The following is a 24,975-nucleotide window of genomic DNA, read 5'->3' on the forward strand; positions in this document are numbered from 1 at the left end:
TTAACGCCAGATACTGTTTCCACTGACTACAAATTCGCTAACTAAGGATTCACTTGCTAGACTCGCATACTAGATTCACTTGCTAGACTCGCTAACTAACGATTCACTTACTAGATTCACGTACTAGAGTCATTCTAGATTCACATTCTAGAGTCACATACTAGATTTCTCATTCTGAAGGTCGGATTTCTAAAGATCCGCTTACCAAAGGCTTGTCTCACTCTTTTTCCGCGCGATGTAGTTGACCATGACGAGCAAGATGGCGTTAATGACGGCGTTGAACAACCCGACAGCAGCAGCGAAGCTGTACTGTGCTTCTAATAACCCGCTGCGGTAGACGAACGTCGAAATGACGTCAGACGACTCCATGTTTAACGGGTTTTGTAAGAGTAAGATTTTCTCAAAACCGACCGCCAACAAGCTGCCCGTGTTCAAAATGAGTAAAATGACCATCGTCGGAATGAGTGTCGGAATGTTGATATACCATATCCTTTGCCACCGAGTCGCCCCGTCGACGATCGCCGCCTCGTGCTGTTGCGGATCGACGCCGGCCAGTGCGGCCAAATAAATAATCGTCCCCCACCCGGTGTTTTGCCACACATCCGACAGCACGTAAACGGTCTTAAACCACTTCGGATCGCTCATAAACGGAATCGGTTCAATCCCGAGTGCACCGAGTGCCAAGTTAATAATTCCCGTCGTCGGAGACAAGAAGGCGATGATCATCCCAGCCATGACGACGACTGAAATAAAGTGTGGCGCATAAGTAATCGTCTGTACGCCCCGTTTAAATAAGCCGTCTTTCACTTCGTTAATGGCGAGTGCCAAAATAATCGGGAGCGGGAAACCGACGAGTAGCGCGTACACACTGATGCCGAGTGTGTTTTTAATGAGATCCCAAAAATAGTACGACTCGAAAAACCGCTGAAAATGTTCGAAACCAACCCACGGGCTACCCCAAATGCCGAGTGACGGGTTGAATTCTTTGAACGCAATTTGTACGCCGTACATCGGAATGTAGTGGAAGACAAAGAAATACACGACGGCCGGTAACAAAAATAAGTAGAGTTGCCAATTTTGTAGAACTTTACGCCACTTCGTACGGCGCCTTTTTTGTTTTATTCCTTCTCGAGTTCCAATGGCTAACGCATCCGCTTGCCTTTCTGTTGCCGTTTCCAAAATGAGTTCGCCTCCCCTCTATGCTAGCTTCCGTTTCCGCTTTCAGCATAATGCAACTGGAGAAGGCGTGACAATATGTGAGATTTTTGTACGCCGCCCAAGGGATAGGACAAATTCGACATACCCTATTTAAAGGACTACCCATTAAGGCATGTCTAGGGACAACTTTTCTTCACTCTCATTTTGCTGCAGATCCCTGTGGTGTGCTTTACGGTATTGCCCCGGAGTTATTCCCTCCTCTTTCTTAAACTTGCGCGTAAAGTTTGGCACATCGACGTAGCCGACGGCTTGTACAATCGTTTTAATCGGCTGATCGGTCGTCACTAAGAGCACTTTTACTTTTTCGGAGCGCAAGCGCCATAAGTGCTTCGTAAACGTCTCGCCGGTTACTTCTTTAATAAAGCGACTTAAATATGATGTCGATAAGTTAAAATGATCGGCCATGCGCTCTAAACTGAATTGGTCACTTGTAAAGTGCGCATTCATGTAGCGAATCATTTCATTGTGTAATCGTTTGTGGTCTAGCTCTTTATTTTTGTTTGCGATCGCACACAGTTGACGAATGACTGCCGTTATTTTTTGTTCAAGATCACCGACTGACGTAAAATCGACCAAGTCTTTAATCGTCCTGTTATCTCCGTACTGTAACTCGCGGGCCGTTCGCAACACCGCGTTAATTAAATCGAAACTGTAACATTTTAAAAGATGGATCGGTAAGTGCTGTTCGCTCAATCGGTGAAACACGTCTTTCGTCGCGGCGAGGGCAACTTTCTCGTTCCCTTGTTTCAACGCTTGGACGAGTTTTATTTGCGCATCGCTCGCAGTCCAATCTAGGACTTCAGGGCGTGTCGCTAACTCGTGAAAGTAGATGACACTTATGCGATCACTGGCCATCCAATAGGCCACCGCACCGGATGCCTCAATGAACGACTGGTGAATGTGCTGTAACCCGCGGTAGACGTTGCCGACGCCGAGTGCAACGTGAACGTCTGTCGCTAGCTGCACTTGCTCGCGCAACTGTTGATTAATCGCGTCAATGTCAGCGATTGTTTCGCCGTTTGTGTTGACAATAACGGCGATCGCATTATCGTGAATAAGTTCCACTTCGTAAGTGACGGCTCGCGCCAATGTCGATGATTTCAATGCACTGAGGACGGCGCCTTTTGATTTCGCATTACTGGCTTTATCATCGAATGTAACGAAAGTCACGAAATTATTGCGATAAGGAAAGGTCACGCCAATCGTGACTAACAGTTGCTGTAAATGAGCGATGTCGTGCCAATCGCCTTTGAGCAAGCGCAGTAAACACTGATCGCGTACAAACGGCTCCTGTGCACTCACTCGTTCTTGCAAGGAATCGTGATCCTCCATTAAAGACGTCACGATATGTTGCACGGAGTGCTCACCGCTTGTTCCTGCACGCTGTTTTGTTGTACCGCTTCGGTTTTGAGTAAAGTCGATCAGTGTACGGATCGGCTTGAACTGCTGTACGGCAAAAATGAGCGCGAGTAGCACGCCACCGAGTACGACGGAACCGAAAAACACGGCCAGCACGAGCTGAATTTGACTGACGCTCCCGAAAAATTGCGCTGTCGGCATCGCTGTCACGAACGTCCAACCGGACACGTCCGATTGCACCGATACGAGTGAGTAATTGTTGCCCCTTATTTTTGCCGTGTGGATTCCTAAAGGTGTCGTCTCCGTCGGGCGCAAGTCGTCCACTGTTAAATCGCCGCCGTTACTCGCTGTCGCTATCAACCGATTTTTACTGTCAAATATACCGACGTCTCCTTTAAAATCGCCTAACGTATGTTCGATTAAATGGCGAAACACACTTTCCTTCACATAAAACATAACTACCCCGTTTTTATACGCCCACCCTTGCGGAATCGGATACAAAAAGCTTATAATGCTCGACGTCTTCTGGTTGTTCTTCACGACGATATCTGCCGGGAGAATCGTCGGTTGGTCGATCGTTTGCAGTGTATTGATAAAGGCGTCTTTTGGTCGCGATTTAATAATGTACGCCTTGTTGAGCAGTGTATCGAGAGAATATAGCCCTTGGTCCGAGTAAATCTCATCGGAGTTCCGGAAGTACAAAAACAGTTGATCGACGATCGAACTGCTAGCCTTGTACAACGCGAGCTGGTTGATCGCTTCCATTTGGGTGATCGGGTTGTTCACCATGTACCGTGTAAGATGAGGGTCATAAGCAATGCGGATCGCAATATTTTGCATTTCTTGCATCCGGTTTTCCGTTTCCTTACGCACCTGCTTCAACTTATTAATGTTTGAGTGCTCGATTTCTGTTTTTAAATTCGTGACCGAATGGTGGTAAATAAACACGCTCATAATCGCAAACGGAATAAAGAAAACGACTAAATAAGACAAAATGTACTTGCGAAACACTCTCGATTTAAGTAATCGCCACACGATGAACACCCCTTATTCACTTGATTGACCAGCTTCCTTTTGGCAAAGAGGAACATCAGTCAACAATCGTCGCCGCGCGTTAACATATACAAGACACGATGAGCTTTATGTATGTGCTTTAATTGCTGCTGCATTCGCTTTCAACAGGAACGACATAGTTACTTCTGTATGTTTCCTTTTTTATCCATTTTATTTTTATCTCATACAGTGTATATTTTACTATGTATGTACGATCGATTTCTTGTCAATATGTCGTTTTTGCGCTTTGTGTCGTTTTTGTTCCTTTAATTGTTACTACCACTACATAACGTCCAGCAATTGACGGTGTCTGCTGTCCAGAATTAGACAGTAGACGTGTCCCCAAATGGTAAAGAGAAAGGGAGAATCAATACAATTCTCCCTGAATGATCTCATCAAATGCGTTCTTGATTTGACTCGTTTTAAAAAAATATAGCGCAGCCAACAATACAAGCAAGATAAGTGCAACCTTCCACCGCATGCTCATCGGTAATCACCCATTTCATTTTTCCCGTCCTTTAGACTCCGGTAAAAGTTATACGTGTCGGGTGCTATTTTACGGACCTCTTCCATCGTATCAACCTTCAACTTTGTCAAAATAGCCTTCTTAACTTCTTCCAAGCTCTTGATCTTTCGAAACATTTCAGCCCGCGTATATTTCGCATCGAGGTCACGGTAATATTGATTACTGGCCTCGATGTAAGATATTTTTTTCGTTTTCATCACGTGGTGAATGTTCACCGCGTCTAAATCCGCTTTGTAATCGTCCGGCCCCATGCTGAGTGGGCCATCTTTATCATTAGTGGCATCGCCTAACCAACCAGCATTATCATCGGTTTCTCCTAGGGTAACAATATCTGCCAAGAAAGGTAGGGGATTTTCATGTGTTAATGTCGCAACGATGATCATTTGGTGAGCAAAATCGCCGCAGTGTTTCATTGCGTCATACTGCTCCTTCCATTTTTTCTCGAACTCTTCCATATTTAACTTGCGACCCGTCGCCTTCTCGAAGTTTTCCTTTATTAAATTGAATTTCTTACTTTCTTTGATTTGATCCCAACTATAATCGATTGGTCTACCGACTATGAAGTTCTGAATCCGCACCTTATACCTCAACAATTTATACTCTTCTTCCGGTATACCTAATACCTTAGTAAAGTAGAATTCTTCCGTTAAGGGAACAAGTTGCCCATCCAGTGTGAGGTATTCTACATCGACATATGGGTTTCCTGCCGTCGACTCCCAAGCAATATTATTCCCTAAGTCTTTCAAGAAGTTACTTCCTTCGGGATTGCCATAAACAAACCCTCCCAACAGTCGCGAGAAATACCAGTCAAGCTTTTCTGGCGGGAGCTTCGGGTATCTTTCTTGTATTTTCTTCCGTAGTTTCTCCATAATCTCTATTTCGTCGTCGGAAAAACCGTATTGTTCCTTCATCTGGTCAATAAATCGTTCTCGTTCTGTTTTCCGAGAGAAATCCCAGTCCTTCTGCAATATACGGCTCCACGATAGGTCCTTTAGCTGATGGGTATAACGATTCGTTTTCGCATCCCAAGTGCTGTAATAATTGACCGCCCTTAAACCCGCTTGAATCTGTTCCATTAAAAATTTTGCTGAGTCGTATATATCTGCGCTACTGCAGTTAAATTGGCGCAGAGCGGCAATCGTTTGTGCCAACTGTTCAATGTTAAGCTTATCGTTGATGAGATTCTCAAAGTTACCGTTCAATTTATCCATTAATTTTCTCTTCCAATTATTTAGCTCGTCAATTTGTCGTCTTAATTGGTCTTCGTCGATGATGGCACTTGTTAATAAAGTTGTCCAAAATGGGTAAGGTATACAAATATCCCATTTAGAAAGGAATGTGCACATGAAGCGTAACCGAAGCAGGATTTTAATAAACTTGGCAGTTGTCGCGACAACGATCTTCTCCTTAGTTGGGTGCTCAACCGCAACGACACCACAACCGCAAAGTACGCAAAACAACAATGCAATCGAATCAGCCGAAAGGAGCCAAGGCGCTACTCGAGAAAAGGATCGTCGTGGCAACTTGCAGAAGCCGGAAATTTCAATGGAACAAGCCATTGAAACTGCAGTAAAAAAACAACCCGGTCGCGTGACGGCGATTGAACTGGAACAAAACCACGCGTTACAATACGAGGTCGAAGTGCTTGCGGAGCAGACTACTTACGATCTGCGCATTGACGCCACGACTGGCGAGGTGACAAAAGTTACAGATGACGGTGACGACCCAGAGGACCGCAAAAAATCACAAGCAGCGAAAACAAATATCGTCGATGCGATTACAACAGCACGTAAAGAAAAAGACGGCCTGCCCGTCTCCGCCGAACTCGATTACAAAAAAGGCCAGCTCGTATATGAAGTTGAAATCCGAATGGGCAAAAACGACAAATATGAAGTACTAGTTGATGCGGGCAGTGGCAAAGTACTTCATGTTGTAGCCGACTAACTACTCAGTATACGAAATGAAGTAAGTGATTGTGTATACAAAAAAGCAGCGTATCGCTACTCATGTCGCGGAGCTGCTTTTTTTACTGCGAAAAAACGTGTGGACACACGACAAGTCTATGAGACACAATGTCAAAAGCTAAATGTGTGTTATATTATAATAAGCGTGATTACGCGCACACTATTTCACAATTTCACGCCTAAATTGCAAAAATGGCTGGGGAAAGGAGCCCTTTCGTTGACACTACGTATACATACACCACTATGTGAGAGATTACAAATTCACTATCCGATCGTGCAAGCGGGAATGGCGGGCGGCGTTACGTCGGTCGACATGGTCGCCGGTGTCGCCGAGGCTGGCGGCTTAGGGACGCTCGGCGCGGCCTACATGGCGCCAGAAGCGATTCGACAAGCGATTCGCAACATTCGCGCGAAAACGGAGCGACCATTTGCGGTCAATTTATTTGCTACTTCGCTGCAGGACGACTTTTCTCGCGTAGAGGAAGTGGCGACCGTCCTACAACCGATTCGAGAGAAGCTCGGAATTATTTCTGCCGAAGCAGACAGGACGGCAGAGGTGGCGGCTAAGGTATCTTCCCTGCAAACCCCGGATCGGTTTACCGAACAATTCGAAGTGCTGCTTAGCGAACAAGTCCCGGTAATCAGTACAGCCTTCGGCGTCTTACCGGAAGATGCGATGCGGGAGGCACACGCTGCGGGATGTACGGTTATTGCGATGGTAACGACCGTACAGGAAGCGCAGCTCGCCGAGGAAAAGGGTGCGCACGTCATCGTCGCCCAAGGAAGTGATGCGGGCGGGCACCGCGGTACTTTCGACGTCGCGAAACATCCGCATGGCGCGAATGTCGGTACGTTTTCCCTCGTACCGCAAATCGTCGACAGCGTACGCATACCCGTCATTGCTGCAGGCGGTATTATGGACGGACGCGGGCTCGTCGCGGCACTGGCACTCGGCGCACAAGGGGTGCAAATGGGGACGCAGTTCCTAACGACTCGCGAGTCGAGTGCCCACCCTGCTTACAAACAGGCACTATGGGAAAGTACCGAGGAGAGCACGACGATTACGAATGCGTTTTCGGGACGTCCGGCACGCGGCCTTCGCAACGCATTCATCGAAGCAGTCGAATCGTCTGGCGTGGCGCCGCTTCCCTTTCCTTCGCAAAATACGATAACCTCGGATATTCGTCGTGCCGCTGCCGCCCAAAACGAGGCGCAATATATGTCGCTTTGGGCTGGACAGGCGACGCGACTGCTCAATGACGGCGTAAGTGCCGAGGAAGTGATCCACCGTATCGTCGACGAAGCGACGCGAATCCTTCGTTAGCGCTATGCGACTTCCCAGGCGATATCCTGTTGTTTACTAGGACCACATTGACCCGTTCCCATTGGCGAAAAAGGAAATGGCAGTCGCCGAAAGGTAAAAACGACAACCAGATCGCACGAGAAAACACCCGATAAGATCGCCCGAGTACCCCTAACGACAGTCAAGCCATGCATACGTCTTGCTCCGCTGTAAAAAGAGGGGGATCTTGCAGCCGCGGTTTGCATTACGTGTACGTCCTGCGGCTGTAGATTAGTCGGTCACGTCGTCGATTGGCCATTCTCCCTTCAATCGCCAAGGGGACTTAAATGTTCGTGAACGAATTTCCACTCGCCTTAGCGCGCCACCGTGCGAAGCGTTTCCCCGCGAATGGGATTGTCCAAGTGCAGCTGTTCGTACGAAACAGCCTCTTGTTTAAACATCTCACTGACGTGCCGATGACAAGTGAAAAAGAGAATTTGTCGCTTCTCCGCAAGGTCAGCCAACGTCCGAATGGCCGCCCGTGTCCGCGGCGGATCAAAATTGACAAAAATGTCGTCCAAAACCATCGGTAGACACGCTTGTTCCCGGTAAGCCTCAACTAAAGCGAAACGAATCGCTAAGTAAAGCTGTTCGACAGTGCCACGGCTCAAAAAGGCAGGTTCGCGGCGCTGTCCGTCATAAGTTTCTACCTCAATTGTCTTCTTACCGAAGGGTGCTAACACTTTCACATACCGCCCTTCAGTTAACGTGTGAAAATAGTGTGAGGCATACTTTAGTACCTCTGGTTGTTTCTCGCGTTCGTACACGTTGATCGCCTGCTCGATAAAGTACCTACTCAACGCGACCGCAGCCCACTGCTGTGCGTCGCGCTCTAATTCAGTTACGAGTTGAAAATAGCGGTGTTGTTGCTCAGAAAGGTCAGTTCCCGCAGTCAAGTGCTCAATCGTCGCCCGCACGTCGGCCCACTCGTCCCGCAACTGTTTTGTACGCTCGCGTACCGCCGCTAACTCCTCTTGTGCAGCGTGCAACTTGTCTTCGAGTTCCAACACACTCACCTGTGACCACGCATGTAGCAAGTTCGCGACTGCCTCTTCTTGCGGATGGCGACCGACAGTCGCGGATTCGGAAGCCGCAGCCACTTCGGACACGTCAACCGTTTCATCCGCTATATCACATTGGCCGTCTTCAACCACTGTAGCGACCTCATCTTTGGCGACAATTTTATCCGTTTCATCTGCTGCAACCACTTCCGTAACCTTAGCCGCAGCGGTCAAAATCTGTTGTCCCCCAGTAAGCTCGGCGAGTCTAACAAATGATCGGTACAGCGTGTCACGCTCTTTCTGCAACTCTTCCCTTTCTCGATACTGAGCCGCACGTTCGCGGAATGTCTCCTGATCCGTTGCACCGCCCCGCTGCAGTAGGGCTGCCACTTCCGCACGTTCACCCCTTAACCGCTCGGTGACGCGTTCACGTTCTTCCGTCACCTCTTTCAGACGGGTAGACAACTCCTGTTGTAGCTGCCGTTCCCGCTTCGCTTTTTCCAGTAAAAAGGTTAATTCCCGCACTTGCGTATCCGGACTCCCCGCCGTTAAGGAAACATTACAGCGGGCGATGACCGTTTGAACCCGTTGGATAAACGTGTTGACGGCGTCTTCGCGTTGATCTCGCTCGGCTTGTAAATCTTCCATGCGACGGATCGTTTCTTTTGCTTGCTCCACGTCGCGCGTCATTTCTAACGCAAGTTCCGGAGACAAAAGCTGCTGCACCTCCTCTTGCACTTGCCGCCTCCATTCTGGAGGATTCGCTTCTGTTCCCCGCCTTGACTCCGACGTTAACCGGTTGCCGTCAGTCGTTACGATAAAGCCTTGTTCCTTCAACCAATTGCGCCATTCGTTCCACTTCTGCCGATACGCCTCAACGTGTTGCCTTAACGTGTGCGCTTTAAAAGCGAGCTCACTCTGCACCTGCTCAACTTGTCGTTCCAGTTCTCCCCATTTTTCTTGCCATCCATCTGCCACACGCAAGTGTTCCCGCTTTTCCGCTAGCTGCTCTTCCCATGTAAAAAGGTCGCTCATCCGCTGCCCGAACTGGCGACAGACGTCATGTGCCGTCCGCTCCATCCGTTCATACTCTGCCTGGATCGCCTGACACTGCTTGTCCGCCTCTTCCTTTTTTTGTGTTACATCGTGCAACATGTGGTCATAAAAATCATCTTCGGTTTGCGCCGGTTGTTGCTTTCTAAACTCATTCGCCGTCACAATCGCCAAGACGGCAAATACCGCCACGGCAGTCAGCGGCTCGGACATCGCAAAAAAAACCGTCGGCAATACTGCCGTGAGTACTGCGAAGAGCCACTTCAAAGTAAGCCGCTGTTTTTTTGCGTTTTTCACGTTTTTCGCGGTCGACTGCATCCGTTGCCGCAGTGACGCCTCGGAGTCGCTGTAATCGCGCAACCGCTCCTCCGCGGTCAATAGACGCTCCTCTAAAGCTAACAGCTGTAGTTTGAGTTGCTTTACTTGCTCTAACGCACGCTGCTCGCGTTCAAGCCCTCGCTTCACTTTCCCTTGCCGCAGCGCACGCTGCCCAGCGTCTAAACCTACACCTAGCTTAGCCCTTCGACTAGAACCCACATCCGGATTAGCACCCAGACTCGGACCCGCATCTGGATTAAGACCCAAACCCTGCTCCACATCTGGATTAAGCTCCGCGTTCGTACCCATCATCGCGCCCTGGTCGCGGACATCCTCATCGGTACCCACCGTCGCACCCCGATCGTAGGTACCATCATCCGTAACTGCCATCGTTCCTCTATCGCGGACACCCTCATCCCCGCTCACAGTCGCACCTTTGTCACGAACACCCTCATCCGCTTTCCGAAGCAGATCTCCCCAAGCAACCCGTGGTTTGCGGGCGAGCCACGCGGTTCGTTGTTGTTCACACACCTCTACCGCCCGCTTGGCCGTTTCCTGTTCTTTCTGTGCGAGCGCCGTATCCGTCTTTAACTCGTTCAGCGAAAATGCAAAGTCACGCACCGCTTGTTTAACGGCAAGTGACGTGTCGAACGCGGCGACTCGCTCGGCCGTCCAGCCGTCCCCGAGCCGCTGCAAAATTTCCGTCAACCGCTCCTGTTCGCGGTAGCTTTTTTGCATAATGAGCGTTATTTGCTCTTTATTTTCTTGAAAAGTCGGTACGTGATCGCGTAGCGCTTCAATTTGAGCCTGCTCCTTGAGCAGCGGTAAGTGTACATCGAGATGCGCTAACTGCTGCTCGATATCGAGGCACTTATCCTCTAGCTCCGCTTGCTGTGCTTCGCTGTCTCTAATTTGCCGTTCCAACGCTTCTAGTCGCGGCACTCCGTCTGTAGGGAACCGTTCAATGGCAGGCAACACCGCTAACCGATCAACGACCGTTACGTAGCGGTTGTAATCGTCGAAATGAGCCAACATCTGCTCTAACTGCCCCATGTCGCGACGGAGCACTTCTGCCCGTTCCTCTTCACGCTCAATCTCGCGTGCGAGATTGTCCCTCTGCCCGGTGAGCTGCCCGTACTGGCGGTTGTTTTGTTTTAGTTGGGCAAGGGTACGCTGCACGTCGCGAATGGCCCGCAAGTTGGCGTTAATGCGCGCTTTGCTACTGCTCGGGCGGTACAGCGCTTGCTCCCGCTCTTGCAACTCTTTTTGCACGCGCAAAATCGCATTGCCGTCCCCTGTCCCGACTGTATAAATAAAGCGGTTAATCTCATCCTCGCGAATCGTATCCATTTCTTGTAATTCACGTAGCCCAAAGGCAAAAATGTTTTTGAACACTTTTTCGTTCATTTGTTTTACGAGTTGGCTTAACACCGCTTCACCGGCTTGCCCTCCGTCGGGAAGGTGCACGGTGACGTCACCCGCGACGCGTTGGCGGTAAATGCGTTCCACGCGAAAAGTCCTACCGTCTTCGTCTACGACGGTGAGCGCTCCGCCAAAGGTACCCCCCTCCCGCGGTTCATAGCGAAGCTCCGGGTTACGCCGGCTTTCAAATCCAAACAACACCGCACGAACGAACGCCATCAGCGTCGATTTCCCTGCTTCGTTTAAACCGAGGGCGACGTTTAGCCCGTCACCGAGCTGCCACGACACGTCGCGCAACCCGCCAAACCCGTAAACGTGAATCTCTTTAATCCACACAGTACACGCTCCTTTCTAGAAGACGTCACTTTAAAAACAACTGCAGCGTCAAATCTTTCGCTTCTTGCAATAGCCGTTTCGTCTCATCTTCCGTTAGTTGCTCTAAATGTTTGCGCGCCTCTCGATGCATAAACACGTCATTTAGCACGTCTTTTTTTAACGACTCTAGCTGTTCCGCGCTACTTTCCGCCTGCTCGACGAGCCTCAGAAAGTCCCCTAAAAAACTGTCTTCACTAAGCAATGTTTCCCGGGAAATTACCGGCTGTGTGCGGACGACGACGGACTCCACGCAAAGCCAGTCTTCCTGTAACATGAAGTCTTCTAAGTACGGGTCGAGTAACTCTAATAAGGAGTCCGCCGGCTTTAACGCGCTATGTAAATCGGTTCTACCCGTCAAATACAGTCGGACGACGGCTGCACGCCCTTCGGCGCAGCGCGCACTTTTTTGCAAGGACTCTAAGATGAGGTCAATCCCTTGCTGCATGTCGTTAACGTCCGTTAAGTCGACTTCCGGCGAAAACATGCGCACGTCGTCCGTTGCGCAAAACGCGACGCGGTCAATGTGGCCGTCGCTTACGTCGACGAGCGTACACCCTTTCGCCCCGCTTTCTTTCACGCTCCGTCCCTGCGTATTGCCCGCGTACACGATGTAGGGATCGCCGGCGTGCACAACGGCCCGCTTGTGAATATGTCCGAGCGCCCAATAGTCGAAACCTTGGGCGAACAGTTCATGTCTCGTACTCGGTGCATAATTGTCGTGCGCTTGATCACCGTCCAAGTTCGTGTGCAGGACCCCGATCGCAAAAGGGACATCCGGCTCACGAACGTAGTCTTGTACGATCCGTTCCGTAAACTTGGCTGTCGGATAGCTACGGCCATACACCCGTGCCACCTCGCGCCCACCTTTAATGAAGGGCACCGCCTCGACTTCCTCCGTTGAAAAAAAGTGCACATTGTCCGGCCAAGTGAGCGGAATTTGCCCTCCGTCAGCCGGGTCGTGATTGCCGTGACAGACGTACACGTGAATACCGTGCGCCGCTAACTCACGCATCTTTTTCTGAAAAAAGGTTTGTGCCCGCAAGCTGCGGTCAGCGAGATCGTACACGTCCCCCGCGATACACAAAAAGTCGACCCGCTCTTCGATGCAAAGCTGCACCAACCGTTCGCAAGCAGTAAACGTCGCCTCTTGCAACCGCCGCCGCGCCATCTCCGGCAGTCGCTGACCGATCCCTTTGCACGGGCTGTCTAAATGCAAGTCGGCCGCATGTATAAAGCGAAAAGATGTCACTCGTACGCTCCTCCCGAACAGTTTTATTGTCCACCATTATACCAAACATTCGTTCGCTTTTGCAAGCTAAGTTAGATGAAGAAAGGAATTCATTAAGCGTAGTTGAAAGTTGTTGAAAGGTATTTAATCGTGCTCACCCTTGGGCATTTTGTTCACAATGATATAATTATATAATATTATTTGATAAACCTATGCTTCATCAAGATATATTTTGTCCTCCTTTCTTAATAACCCACAAACTACCTTATATACACACTTTTTTAAGACGCTGTAGCGCAAGTCTATACGATTGTAAGAGATTTGAATATACTATTTAGCAAACATAGTCTTCTGATGGAAGATTGTGTTTAACTACCACTCTCAGAGGTGATCTTATTTGGCTAAACGAGGAAAAACGTACACCGTCCAGGTTATTACCTTACGACCTGGAGAAGTATTCCAGTACAGTCCCCCTCTCGCTGCAAACGAAACGATCACAAGCGCTAATGTTACTGGGTCAGTCGGTGTGTTTGAAATCGTACAGGTTACGACGACAACTGTCACTCTTCGGGGAACAATGGCCGGCACTTCTTCGATGCGGGTAAGGACGAACTTGCGTACCATCGATGTCGCTGTTTCAGTAACGGCACCGACGACACCGCCAACACCACCTAGAGAGCCCAGAAGACGCAGAAGACGCCGCCGTCGTTAATAAATATTTACTAAAAAGAAAGGGCCATTCAAAATAATCGCCGCTAATCGCGTGCAAAACCCCAGAAGATGGGATATAAACAAGTCCATTTCCTGGGGTTTTTCTTCAGAAGAACGCTAATCGGTACTAAAAGACCCTACGAGACACGCTTATTTCCCGCTACTTTTTCCCTTTCAACACGAACGTCTTCGCAAAGTCACCCGTTTTCACCGTTAACTTCACCGTTCCTGCCCGGTAAAAAATAATCGTTTGCTTCTCGGGATCAAAGGTCGCGATCGCCTTTTTCTTGGCGGTTTGGTTGGGCGTTGTCGGTTGTCCTTTGATCAGTAATTTGTCGGAGGCTACATACTGCAGTGTCGCCGGATACTTCAGTGGGAAATGCCATCCTTCCGCTTGAATCCCGGTCATCGCTACCTGTTCTTTGGCTTTCACTTTGAACGTTCGTTTGCTCAGCGTGACGTCTAGCAAAACAGGGCGGACATCGACGAGCATCCACGGTTTCCAGTTACCCTCTAGATTTCCTTGCACTGTAGCTCGTCCAACGTGTGAACTTCCTGTAGTTTGTTGTTTAGTTTGTTGCAAAGAACCTTTTTCGCCATCTGAACGTACCTCTGATTGCTGCACCGAACCGTGTGCGCCGTACGCGTTCACGTCTTGTGGCGACTCCGCATCAGTCTCCGACGCAACCGATGCCGCTGGGTCCTCCGCCGATGCAAGTGGTTTCGCTTTCGCTCGCGGATCGATGCCATAAATGCCGTAACTGTAAAACCCGCCATCGTCCCGCGAACCGTATGTCCCTTTGCCGAGGGGCCCGTTCACCAAGTAAGGGATGCCGTCCCGCTGATCAATATTAACGACGTGCGCGTGCCCGGAAACCATCATCGCCGGTTTACCGCTCGTCTCTCGAAACTGCGTTAACAGCGATTCGAGCAAGTCCGCTTCTTTCTGGTCGTCCACCGTGTGGCCCCCATCCGGCAGTGGGTCTTTTAACGGGTGGTGCGCCATGACGATGACATTTTTCACACGACGGTTTCGCGCCGCGTCTTTTAAGCCGTTCCGGAGCATCGACCATTGAGCCGCATTGCTAACGCGAAACCCGGCAAACGTCGAGTTCAACAAAATAAAGCGCGTCCCTTTATGGTCAAACGTTTGGTAGTCCGGGCCGAAGTACTTCTTGAAGTTGTCTAAGTTTCCTGAACCGTACGCTTCGTGGTTGCCGGGGATGACGTAGTAAGGTCGTTTAAGGTTGTCGTCGATTAGCTTTTTGGCAAATTCGTATTGCTCTGTCGTGTCGAAGTCGACGATGTCGCCGTTTAAGATGACAAAGTCGACATCCGTTTCATTCACCGCTTGCATGGCAGCGATCGAGTTACTCACTTCTTTACTGTCCGGATTACTATGGACGAGTTGCAAATCGTTGAGGACCGCGAACTTCCACATGCGGTCTGGTAACTCGCCGTGTTTTAGCACAATCGGCGCCTCTAGTTTTTTTACTTGAGGCAGCTCCAATTGTTGCGCTGTTTTGATCGTAACGTCGTCGAGCAGAATGTATCCGGTGTCTTGCTTGTTCATATCGGGTTCCACCAGATAGATGCGATCCAACGTAATCGGGTACTGCACCCCGGGCGGGATGTCCGCTTCGACGTATTTCCAGCCTCGCCAGTCGACGGTCAAGGCGAGATCGAGCGTGTGGTACACGTCGGCTCCGTCCAAAATGCGCGCCCGCAGCCAGTGGTCGTTCCCTTCGTCACCGTACACGCGTACGCCGATTTTTTTCACATCTCCCGGTAAATCGAGTAATCCACCCGGAGGAAACGCATACACTGCCCGCGTCCGCGTCGACGTCGTAAAGTCGTAACTCAACTTAATCGCTTGTCCGTCACCTTCTGGTGTGTCGACATATTCCAAACTACCTTCAACCTCGTCCGGCACTTTAAAAAACGTCCACGGATCGGACGCATCCTCAAAACCTTCGACGCGCGCCGTCTCTAACCCGACAGTAATTCCGAGAGGCGTACTCAGTTTTCCGACCGTTGCCGTCACGACTGTCGCGCCCCGTTCAACGCGCGGGGTAACTGTAAAAGAACCATCCGCGTTCGCCTGAATGTCGACGATATCGCGGTCGTACGTCAAGTCGATGTCCCGCGGTTCGATAAACGTGCTGTACCCTTCCTCGTCTTTTCCCGTTACGAGAAACGTCTCCGTTTCACCTTTTTCGAGTCCGATCTGCTTCGGCTTTATTTCTAGCGCAATCGGTTTTCCTAACACTCGAACCTGTTGTTTTGTCGAAACGTTGCCGTAACGCGCCCGCACGTTCCCGACCCCGGCGCGCTTTGCCCGAAACGCGTTCTCCTTAAATTTCCCTAACGCCCCCGGCTTGGCATCCCACTTAATCTTTTTCGCATCGAGCTCTAGCGGTGCGTACGCCGTATCGTACGGGTGTGCGCGGAACGTCCGACTAAGCCCTGCAAACACGCGCTCTGCCGGTGCCTCAATGCGAAACCCTTTTAACTTCCCTGTTTTAGCTTCGCTCCAAAGGCCGATGCCGTTTGGAACCGGACGTTCCGTTCCATCGGATGGGCTGTTCACGACGGCGATCCTCTCCTCACCGAGCGGTCGCGACACCATCGTCGTCGATCCCCCGCCGTCGAGGTTGATAGCGGTCCAAGCCCCTTCGTCCCGTAGCAAGGTGGCTAACTCTAAATACGTCATACCGCGGCTGTCTTGTTGCCGACCGTCAACAGTGACGAGGAACATCTTTTTCCCGTCACGGCTAAAACCGACGGCCGTCCGCGGGTGGGCTGCCCCGTCGTCGGTCGTATCGATTTTCCCCTCTTTCACCAGCTGCACATTACCGGCAACCGAAAAAAGCATCTCCGTATACTGTGGGTCCGTCGCATAATCGATTTGTACCGCATCGCTGACCGTAAGCCCTTCCAAGAAAGCAGCCGCTTTACCTTTACCGCTGAGAAGCGATTGCTCCTCTGTGAGCGGCTTGTCGTACACATCGCCCCGGATCACCTTGGCGACCTTCCCTTTTTGTAAAAGCACCTCTACATACGCCCCTGTTCCCGCTTTCATATGCTTGCGGGAAGCATCGCCCCACTGCGGGGTAAACATCACAAGTTCGTCGGCAGCGACATTCGCGTGGTTAATACCGCTCAGTGGATGACTCGCCTCTCCCGCGCGCACGGTGCCTTGCAGCACCATGCGGCCGATCGCCCCGAGCTTGTCCTTCGTCACGGCGGCTTGTAACCACTGCTTCGAGCCGCTCTTCAACAGTTCTCCCGACTGCACCTCGCCCCCGAGCGCGGCATTCGTATTGCCAATGTCAAAAAAATCGCCGTTCACGCCGACGATCGCCCCGGATTTTTTCACCTGTTCTCTCGTCGGCGTCGCCTTGGCCACTTTTCCTGCCGTTAGTAGATCCGTTTTCACCGTCCCGTCTTGCAAGTCGACCGTCATAATGCCGCCGCGCAACCATCCGCGCGTGTCAAAGCGGACAAATTGCGTCAGTGCAATCCCTTGGGCAACGGCTTCTTCTGTGCGTTCTTCGTGAATAATCGCAACGTCAGATGTAATTTCTGTACTCCCGTTCGCGGTCGGTCCATTCGCGTGACGATCGTGTTGACCTTGTTCCCTACCCGTCTCTCCTATGAGCCATTCGTCCGACGTCTGTGACGGCGGTTCTTGCGCAAAAGCGTAAACCGGTAACAACAGGGCGACAATAAGTAACCAGCAGAAACCTTTTTTAAAATAGCTCATCCTCTTAACCCTCCTGTATTTTTAGAATGTTACTCCTATATTATTATAGCAAATGTGGGACAAGCCCGGGAAGGTTTTATGTAAATATCCTAATGCTTACTTCTATGATCCTAATATCTCCGACTCGTAACTTACGCTTGATGAAAGTGCCCACGGCGCGCAAAGTCGACGAAGCGGAATTTGTCGGGGCGGTGCCGCGACTCGTTGTATTGAAACATACTCGCATCGTTTAAATAGACGTGACTCTTTACGACGACGATGCTCGAAAACCGTTCCAAGTCAAGTAGGTGCTCGTCTTGGGTCGTCGCCTCCTCCACCACGATTTCCTTTTTGGCAAAACTTATCTGCAAGCCACAGTCTCGCTCCAAATGTTCGTAAATCGAGTCTTCACATACGTCTTTCGTCAACGTAGGTACGAAGCTGCGGTTAAAGTAGTCCTTATCTAAAATGACGCGCTCCCCACCTACTTCCCGTACGCGAACGACTTTCCACACCTCATCCCGTTTTGCCAATTTTAACTGCTTTTGTAAAAAGGGATCAGCCTTAACAAGTGTCAGCTCATGCACTAACGTCCGCACCGACAGTCCAGTTTGCGCCGTAAGTTCTTTAAAGCTGACCAACCCGGAAACGGGCAAATTCCATTTTTTTATATCTAACACGACCGATCCTTTGCCCCGTACTTTTTGAATGTACCCTTCTTGCGCCAACAAGTTGAGCGCTTTGCGAATCGTCTCTCGCGAGGCGCCATACGTTTCGGCGAGTTGATTTTCCGAAGGTAGGGTCGTATGCGGTTGAAAGTGGCCGATCTCAATCTGATCGGCCAATTCTGCGAAAATTGCTAAATACTTATTACGTTTCATTGCAAATCACCACGAACTTTTTTCTAGCTAAGGTAATACACAATCGACTCGTACGGCCGGAGCGCGATTTTTCGAAAGTCTCCCACGGAATTAGGGTAGTTAGCGATCAACACGCGACTCCCATTCGCGCGACGCGCCACGTCGCCTGGCATGCCATCACTTTCACTATTAGTGCCACCACCAACCGTCCCACTGTCTTCGCAACCTACGCCGTCTACCCCAACCGCTCGCGCAAACGCTGGAATCCCCAGCAACTCGTCGGGTAACACAAACGTCGCCGGCTGTTCATAAAAGTTACTCACTACGAGTAGCGCCTCGTCTAGGTACGTGCGCACATAAGCAAAGATGTGTGGATCGTCTGGTAGCAGCAAACGATAGTCTCCATATGTGATAATATCATATTTTTTCCTTAAGCGGATCAGCTGCTGGTAATGGTAAAACGGTGAATCGTGGTCTTCCAACGCCTCCTCCGCGTTGATTTCCCGGTAGTTCGGCGCGACGGGGATCCACGGCACACCCGTCGTAAAACCAGCGGCAGGACTCGCATCCCATTGCATCGGCGTACGCGCATTGTCCCGCGACCGCTGCTGGATCACAGTGAGGGTGTCCTTCTCGGACATGCCACCGTCTCGCAGTGCACCGTACGCATTTAACGATTCCACGTCGCGGTAGTCGTCAATGCGGGCAAAGTTCGGGTTCGTCATGCCCAGCTCTTCCCCTTGGTAAATGTACGGCGTCCCTTGCATCATGTGCAGTGTCGTCGCCAACATTTTTGCCGATTCCTTCCGGTAGCGCCCCTCGTCGCCAAAGCGAGAGACGATGCGTGGCTGATCGTGGTTACACCAGAAAAGCGCATTCCAGCCACCGCCTTCGTGCAACTTCACTTGCCACATCGACAAAATCTGCTTGAGTTGATGGAAGTCGGCGTCCGCTAAGGCCCATTTTTCTCCGTCCGGGTAATCCACTTTCAAATGGTGGAATTGGAATACCATGTCCAGTTCGTGGCGTGCCGGTTGCGTGTAGCGCAAGCCGTGCTCAACCGTCGTCGAAGACATCTCGCCGACAGTCATCATGTCGTACTTACGAAACACTTCGCGGTTCATTTCTTGTAAATACTGATGAATCTTCGGGCCATCGGTATAAAATTTCCGACCGTCCCCTGGCGGTACTGAACCGTCGTCATCGGGGAAGCGCGCGTCTTTCGACAGCAAATTGATCACATCAAGGCGGAAACCGTCGATCCCTTTTTGCAGCCAAAAGTGCATAATTTCATAGACACTTTGGCGCAGTTGTTCGTTTTCCCAGTTTAAATCGGCCTGAGTCACATCGTACAAGTGCAGATAGTACTGATCGGTCTGTTCATCGTATGCCCAGGCCGGGCCACCGAACTTCGACTGCCAGTTGTTTGGCAAGTCGCTGTTCTTGCCATCTTTCCAAATATAGTAAGATCGAAACGGGTTCGTGCGCGATTGTTTTGCCTCCTGAAACCATTCGTGATCCGTCGACGTATGGTTGACGACCATGTCCATAATCACTTTAATGTCGCGGCGATGCGCCTTTTCGAGTAACTGCTCAAAATCAGCCATCGTTCCGTAGGCGGGGTCAATGCGATAATAGTCGCTAATATCGTAGCCGTTGTCGTGTTGCGGCGATTCATAAATCGGCGTCAACCAGATGACGTCTACCCCTAACGTCTGTAAATAATCGAGCTTAGCGATAATGCCTTGTAAGTCCCCCGTACCACTCCCGGTCGTATCGTAAAAGCTTTTCGGGTAAATCTGGTAGACGACAGCCTTCCGCCACCATTGGTCGTCGTGCCCAGTCCCGTTATGCCTGTTTACGGTACGCTTTTCCCCAATGTCCAACATTTTCCCGATTTCTTTTTTAAAGTTGCTCATCTGTAATCACCATTTCTACTTTTCAACAATCGCGGGTTATCGTGAATGACTGATGGTATCCGATCTATTGCGAGTAGCGTCCCCTGTTATTGCTTCCGCGCTTTTCCGATGACAAACGTAAGAACAAACGGTACGACGATGGCAACGGCCATACCGATGAAGAACGGTAGCCACTTTTCTGGAACGATCGACAAGAAGGCGGGCAAACCACCGACGCCGATCGACGGTGCCAGTACTTTGTTGAGCGTAATCCATACGGCTGCTGTCGCCGAACCGATCATCGCCGAAATGAACGGATAGCGGAAGCGCAAGTTAACTCCAAACATCGCCGGTTCCGTGATGCCGAGATAGGCGGAAATCGCTGAAGTGAGCGACAGTCCTTTTACTTTCTCATCTCTCGATACGAGCATCATCGCCAGTGCGGCTGACCCTTGCGAAATGTTGGACAAGGCAACAATCGGCCACAAAAAAGTGCCACCCATATCCCCGATGAGCTGCAAGTCGACAGCCAAAAAGGTGTGATGCATCCCAGTGATAACGAGCGGCGCATATAGCGCACCGTAAACTAAACCACCTAAGATCGCAAATTTATCGAAAATCGTTGTAAAAAATAACGTAATCGCGTTCCCTAAGCCGAACGTCACCGGTCCAATGACGATAAAGGACAAAAAGCCTGTCACGAGTAGGGCGATCGGCGCGACGAGTAACAACTGAAACGCGTCGGGAATGCGCTTCTTAAGGAAGATCTCCAGTTTAGCCAGTGCATATGAGGCGAACAATACCGGTAACACTTGCCCTTGGTAACCGACTTTTTCGATCGTTAGTCCGAATAAGTTCCAGACGGGAACTTCCTTTGCTTCCCCGTATCCCCACGCATTTAATAAGTCGGGGTGAACGAGCATGAGTCCGAGCACGATCCCAAGTAGTGGGTTACCGCCAAAGCGCTTCACCGCTGACCATCCGATTAGGGCAGGCAAAAACGTAAACGCCGTATTGGCGATTAGGTTAATAATATCAGCAAAATCTTTCCATGCCGTGTGTACGTCGACGACCGACTTACCGGCGTAAAAAATACCTTTACCCGCTAAAATGTTATTAATCCCCATCAACAACCCAGCGGTGACGATCGCCGGCAGGATCGGAATAAAGATGTCTGCGAGCATCTTTACCCCGCGCTGCAACCAATTGAGTTTCTTTTCCGCTTCATCTTTTACGTCTTGCTTCGATGACTCCTCGATTCCAGCCAAATCCGTCAATTCGACATACACTTTGTCGACGAGCCCTTGTCCAATGACGACTTGGAACTGCCCGTTCGCGGAAAACGATCCCTTCACCGCGTCAATTTGTTCGAGCGCTTTTTGGTCGACCTTCCCCTCGTCGACGAGTGCAAACCGCAACCGCGTCACACAGTGACTCGCCTTGGCAATGTTGTCTTTACCGCCGATAGATGCAATGATGTCTGCCGCCGTCTGCCGAATATCCATTGTATCCTCCCCCGTGAACGTTTTCAAAACGTCTCCAAAAAGAATTTGTCTCACACAAAAAGATTGCTTTTGCCCGAGCATTTGATAGAGAATGCATGCAGGACATGTATATACATGTTACAGTTTAATCTTAACTTGTATATACATGTATGTCAACGAACAAAAAAGTAGAACTAAGTCTAAACGGTGAATTCGTTTCTGCAAACCGCATCAGACGCGCTCATCTCCGGTATTCATTTTTTGCATTCAGCTTCGATGTAAGAACATGTTCACCGTTTTTTCAGACATTGTTTGCTAAAATAGGGGAAGGTTGCACTTATGCCTGACATATTAGGAGGAAGCTAAGCATAATGAACGTGCAGGAAACGATCTCACACGACTACCCTCGCCGATACATCGAATTTTTATACCATTTCAGTACGACGCGGGATTTTTTGCAATGCCACGAATTGCTGGAGGAGTTGTGGGTAGCAGAAGGACGGCAGCATCTGTTTTATCAAGGGTTACTACAAATCGCGACCGCGCTGCATCATTTTAAGAAAGGGAATCTTAAAGGCGCGCGAAAATTGTTTCGCGTTGGGGCGGAAAAAACAGGGCAGTTCCCCGACGAACATCTCGGCATTGATGTCCAGCAATTAACGAAGGATGCGAAAGAATACTACGCAAAAATAACGGTGTACGAGAAGGAGCCGTTTGACTTTTACGTCTTTGACATCGTGATCCGCGACCGCGAACTCGAGGCGCTAGTAGCAGCGGTCAAATAAGGACAAATAAGTATACAGATGAAAAAACCCCCTCCAATCAACTGAGGGGGCAAAACGAACCTTTCATTTATCGTATATTCTCACCCATGTAATTACCGCTGCACAAGATCAAACACTTGTTGCACATCTTTATCGCCACGGCCGGACAAGTTGACGATGACAATTTGCTCGCGATCCATTTGCGGCGCCACTTTCATCGCGTAAGCGACGGCGTGTGCGCTTTCCAACGCGGGAATAATGCCTTCCGCTTTCGAAAGTACTTGGAACGCGTTTAGCGCCTCTTCGTCTGTCACGGTCACATAGTCCGCGCGGCCGCTCGCTTTGTAGTAACTGTGTTCCGGGCCTACACCGGGATAGTCGAGCCCGGCGGCAATGGAGTGGGTCGGTTGAATTGCCCCGTCATCGTCTTTCATCACGTAACATTTGAAACCGTGGATTTCACCCGGACCACCGTACGTGATTGGCGCGGCGTGTTCACCGCGTGCACTGCCTCTTCCACCTGGTTCTACACCGACGATTTTGACTGTTTCGTCCTGCACAAACGGGGAAAATAACCCGATGGCGTTACTGCCGCCGCCGACGCACGCGGTGATGAGGTCCGGTAAACGCCCTTCCTGCTCCAACAGTTGTGTCCGCGCTTCCCGCCCAATTATCGATTGGAAGTGGCGGACAATCGTCGGGTAAGGGTGGGGCCCGACGGCCGAACCGAGCAGGTAGAACGTGTTCTCGTAATTCGCCATCAAGTCACCGAGCGCCGCGTCGACAGCGTCCTTCAATGTGCGTGTCCCTGTAGTAACCGGGACGACTTTCGCGCCGAGAAGTTCCATGCGGAACACGTTCAACGCCTGCCGCTTTGTGTCCTCTTCACCCATGTAAATGACACAGTCAATGCCGAACATGGCGCATCCCGTCGCCGTCGCGACGCCGTGCTGTCCCGCACCTGTCTCAGCGATGATCCGCTTGGCGCCCATCCGTTTGGCCAACAACACTTGCCCCATCACATTGTTTATTTTGTGTGAGCCAGTATGATTTAACTCTTCCCGTTTCAAATAAATTTTTGCGCCGCCCAACGCATCTGTTAGGCGCTCGGCGAAATATAACGGGCTCGGTCTCCCGACGAACTCGCGCAAATAGTGGTCTAACTCCTGCCGAAAGTCAGGATCGTCCTTGTACGTTTGAAACGCCTCGTCTAACCGATCGAGGACTCCCTGCAGTTGTTCCGGGACAAAACTTCCACCAAAATCACCAAAAAAACCTACTTTAGTCTGTGCCAAGCTCATCTCAGCTCACTCTCCTCAGCTCGTATAAATTGTACGCTTGCTAGTATATCCTATATATTAGTACAACCGCGTGACGATTGCTACCTTATTTTTTCGTGTGAATATGCTTCACACTAATTCGTAAAAACATAATACGTAAAACCGGAATACGTACAATGACGAATTACTTTTTCTTCCATGTTGCAAACAAGCAAGCAATGTAAAACATCGCCACGGGTACGGGTACATAACTGGCAGGAACTTTGACAACAACTATAAATGGATATCACCTTAAACCCTCGATGTTTAGAAAATGTATAGTTACACATTGTAAAATGGATTTAAGTAACCTCTTGGTAGTAAATATATAGTTTGTAATAACACTTTTAAGTTCACTATAGTGTACAACTTCATATGAAAAGATCGACATGATGCGTGGTGAAGAGCAGATACCGTCACATATCACAAAATACTAATAGGTGGGATCATATTGTGACACAATCTGTCGGTCAACAAGTAAGAAAACTCCGCGAGCAAAAAAGAATGTCCCTAACCGAGCTATCCGAACGCGCAAATGTCGCCAAATCGTATATCAGTTCTTTGGAGCGGGATTTGCAGTCAAACCCATCCATTCAGCTTCTCAAAAAAATTGCGGACGTCCTAAACGTATCGGTCGAGACATTGGTCTATGGAGATGACGATGGTGGACACTCGCATAGCTCCAGTGAAATTCCAGACGAGTGGAAATATCTTGTCAAGCCCGCAGTCGACTTACAAGTAAGTCCTACTCAATTTCTAAGGTTTTTAGAAAAGGAACAGCGGGACGAAGAGCATGAGTAGACGGCCTAAGACTTGAACAAGAGAACGGCTCGAACGTATGAACAACGATTGATCGGAAAAAGAAACAAGGGAAAGAAATGATCTAGGTAGAGGTCGTATTAAAAGGTCGACGAGCAGCACCGCTCATCGACTTTTTTAGATGAAACGCTTTCTTTTCACTCTTTTGTTACAGGCTTAATGAAGGCACAGTTTGCATAAGCTGTTTTCCCATTAAACTTAAAACGATACCAGCCGTTGCTCGTCTTCCCTGTCACTTTAATCTTCTTCCCGTAGGTTAGCGTGCCTAGTTCTTCATAAGTTGTGTCAGCACCTGATCGCACCTTAAGAACACCTACCGCCACCGTATACTCGCCACTCACTTTCCTTGTAGTAACGTTGTTTTCCTCAGATGCTACTTGTACCGACTGCATCGGTAAAGGAATAGTTGCGAGCGACCCTAGTTCGCCACCAATAAGGAAAAGGGACGATAGCAATACGACCATACCTTTCGGTTTCACAGTAACACCCCTATAATTTCGGTTTCATGTTTAAATG

General features: G+C 49.9%; 15 protein-coding genes. 4 read left to right on the forward strand and 11 right to left on the reverse strand.

The genetic code is table 11. The features are described from left to right. Nucleotides 1-201: 201 nt before the first annotated feature. From BN1247_RS11120 to BN1247_RS11130, 3 genes are all read right to left on the reverse strand, one after another. Nucleotides 202-1,122, reverse strand: a complete 921-nt coding sequence (locus tag BN1247_RS11120) for an ABC transporter permease (protein WP_390622071.1) — start codon at nucleotides 1,120-1,122, stop codon at nucleotides 202-204. A 201-nt stretch (nucleotides 1,123-1,323) separates the two neighbouring features. Continuing rightward, nucleotides 1,324-3,612 carry a helix-turn-helix domain-containing protein gene (locus BN1247_RS11125; RefSeq protein ID WP_054950445.1) on the reverse strand — a complete coding sequence of 763 codons (2,289 nt, stop codon included), beginning with the start codon at nucleotides 3,610-3,612 and terminating at the stop codon, nucleotides 1,324-1,326. Nucleotides 3,613-4,113: 501 nt separating this feature from the next. Beyond that, nucleotides 4,114-5,619, reverse strand: coding sequence for a hypothetical protein (locus BN1247_RS11130; RefSeq protein WP_187119771.1), 1,506 nt, complete (start codon nucleotides 5,617-5,619; stop codon nucleotides 4,114-4,116). An 82-nt stretch (nucleotides 5,620-5,701) separates the two neighbouring features. Between BN1247_RS11130 and BN1247_RS11135 the strand changes: the two genes are divergently transcribed. Together BN1247_RS11135 and BN1247_RS11140 are read left to right on the forward strand one after the other, a co-directional pair. After that, entirely contained in the window at nucleotides 5,702-6,100 is a 399-nt protein-coding gene (locus tag BN1247_RS11135; RefSeq protein WP_187119772.1) for a PepSY domain-containing protein, read from the forward strand. 237 nt (nucleotides 6,101-6,337) lie between these two features. After that, on the forward strand, nucleotides 6,338-7,444 hold the full coding sequence (locus BN1247_RS11140; protein ID WP_074011133.1) for an NAD(P)H-dependent flavin oxidoreductase: 1,107 nt from the start codon (nucleotides 6,338-6,340) through the stop codon (nucleotides 7,442-7,444). A gap of 332 nt (nucleotides 7,445-7,776) precedes the next feature. Here BN1247_RS11140 and BN1247_RS11145 read toward each other — a convergent pair whose 3' ends face one another. The 6 genes from BN1247_RS11145 to treP form a co-directional block, all read right to left on the reverse strand. Further along, on the reverse strand, nucleotides 7,777-11,592 hold the full coding sequence (locus BN1247_RS11145; protein WP_054950448.1) for an AAA family ATPase: 3,816 nt from the start codon (nucleotides 11,590-11,592) through the stop codon (nucleotides 7,777-7,779). A 25-nt stretch (nucleotides 11,593-11,617) separates the two neighbouring features. Beyond that, complete coding sequence (locus tag BN1247_RS11150; protein ID WP_054950449.1) at nucleotides 11,618-12,880, reverse strand: metallophosphoesterase family protein; 1,263 nt, start codon at nucleotides 12,878-12,880, stop codon at nucleotides 11,618-11,620. 850 nt (nucleotides 12,881-13,730) lie between these two features. Then, on the reverse strand, nucleotides 13,731-17,336 hold the full coding sequence (locus BN1247_RS11155) for a phosphodiester glycosidase family protein (RefSeq protein ID WP_054950450.1): 3,606 nt from the start codon (nucleotides 17,334-17,336) through the stop codon (nucleotides 13,731-13,733). A gap of 131 nt (nucleotides 17,337-17,467) precedes the next feature. Next, nucleotides 17,468-18,196, reverse strand: a complete 729-nt coding sequence (gene treR / locus BN1247_RS11160; RefSeq protein ID WP_054950451.1) for a trehalose operon repressor — start codon at nucleotides 18,194-18,196, stop codon at nucleotides 17,468-17,470. A 23-nt stretch (nucleotides 18,197-18,219) separates the two neighbouring features. Then, complete coding sequence (treC, locus tag BN1247_RS11165) at nucleotides 18,220-20,064, reverse strand: alpha,alpha-phosphotrehalase (protein ID WP_082416050.1); 1,845 nt, start codon at nucleotides 20,062-20,064, stop codon at nucleotides 18,220-18,222. A 116-nt stretch (nucleotides 20,065-20,180) separates the two neighbouring features. Beyond that, nucleotides 20,181-21,578, reverse strand: a complete 1,398-nt coding sequence (treP, locus tag BN1247_RS11170) for a PTS system trehalose-specific EIIBC component (RefSeq protein ID WP_054950452.1) — start codon at nucleotides 21,576-21,578, stop codon at nucleotides 20,181-20,183. Nucleotides 21,579-21,928: 350 nt separating this feature from the next. Between treP and BN1247_RS11175 the strand changes: the two genes are divergently transcribed. Next, nucleotides 21,929-22,342 carry a DUF309 domain-containing protein gene (locus tag BN1247_RS11175; protein ID WP_054950453.1) on the forward strand — a complete coding sequence of 138 codons (414 nt, stop codon included), beginning with the start codon at nucleotides 21,929-21,931 and terminating at the stop codon, nucleotides 22,340-22,342. Between the two features lie 92 nt (nucleotides 22,343-22,434). On the opposite strand, the gene trpB is transcribed toward BN1247_RS11175, so the two are convergent. Further along, nucleotides 22,435-23,622, reverse strand: a complete 1,188-nt coding sequence (trpB, locus tag BN1247_RS11180) for a tryptophan synthase subunit beta (RefSeq protein ID WP_054950454.1) — start codon at nucleotides 23,620-23,622, stop codon at nucleotides 22,435-22,437. Nucleotides 23,623-24,093: 471 nt separating this feature from the next. Here trpB and BN1247_RS11185 point away from each other — a divergent pair, with 471 nt between their 5' ends. Beyond that, nucleotides 24,094-24,441: a helix-turn-helix domain-containing protein gene (locus tag BN1247_RS11185; RefSeq protein ID WP_261796038.1), complete on the forward strand. Its 348-nt coding sequence runs from the start codon at nucleotides 24,094-24,096 to the stop codon at nucleotides 24,439-24,441. A 155-nt stretch (nucleotides 24,442-24,596) separates the two neighbouring features. On the opposite strand, the gene BN1247_RS11190 is transcribed toward BN1247_RS11185, so the two are convergent. Further along, nucleotides 24,597-24,851, reverse strand: coding sequence for an SH3 domain-containing protein (locus BN1247_RS11190; protein WP_187119773.1), 255 nt, complete (start codon nucleotides 24,849-24,851; stop codon nucleotides 24,597-24,599). Nucleotides 24,852-24,975 lie beyond the last annotated feature (124 nt).

It is taken from the genome of Numidum massiliense, from assembly GCF_001375555.1.
GTDB classification, from domain to species: domain Bacteria; phylum Bacillota; class Bacilli; order Thermoactinomycetales; family Novibacillaceae; genus Numidum; species Numidum massiliense.

Coding starts and splice junctions, on each gene's coding strand:
- BN1247_RS11135 (WP_187119772.1), top strand. CDS start 5,702: ATGGAACAAGCCATTGAAACTGCAGTAAAAAAACAACCCGGTCGCGTG.
- BN1247_RS11155 (WP_054950450.1), bottom strand. CDS start 17,336: ATGAGCTATTTTAAAAAAGGTTTCTGCTGGTTACTTATTGTCGCCCTG.
- treR (WP_054950451.1), bottom strand. CDS start 18,196: ATGAAACGTAATAAGTATTTAGCAATTTTCGCAGAATTGGCCGATCAG.
- treC (WP_082416050.1), bottom strand. CDS start 20,064: ATGTTGGACATTGGGGAAAAGCGTACCGTAAACAGGCATAACGGGACT.
- treP (WP_054950452.1), bottom strand. CDS start 21,578: ATGGATATTCGGCAGACGGCGGCAGACATCATTGCATCTATCGGCGGT.
- BN1247_RS11175 (WP_054950453.1), top strand. CDS start 21,929: ATGAACGTGCAGGAAACGATCTCACACGACTACCCTCGCCGATACATC.
- trpB (WP_054950454.1), bottom strand. CDS start 23,622: ATGAGCTTGGCACAGACTAAAGTAGGTTTTTTTGGTGATTTTGGTGGA.
- BN1247_RS11190 (WP_187119773.1), bottom strand. CDS start 24,851: ATGCAGTCGGTACAAGTAGCATCTGAGGAAAACAACGTTACTACAAGG.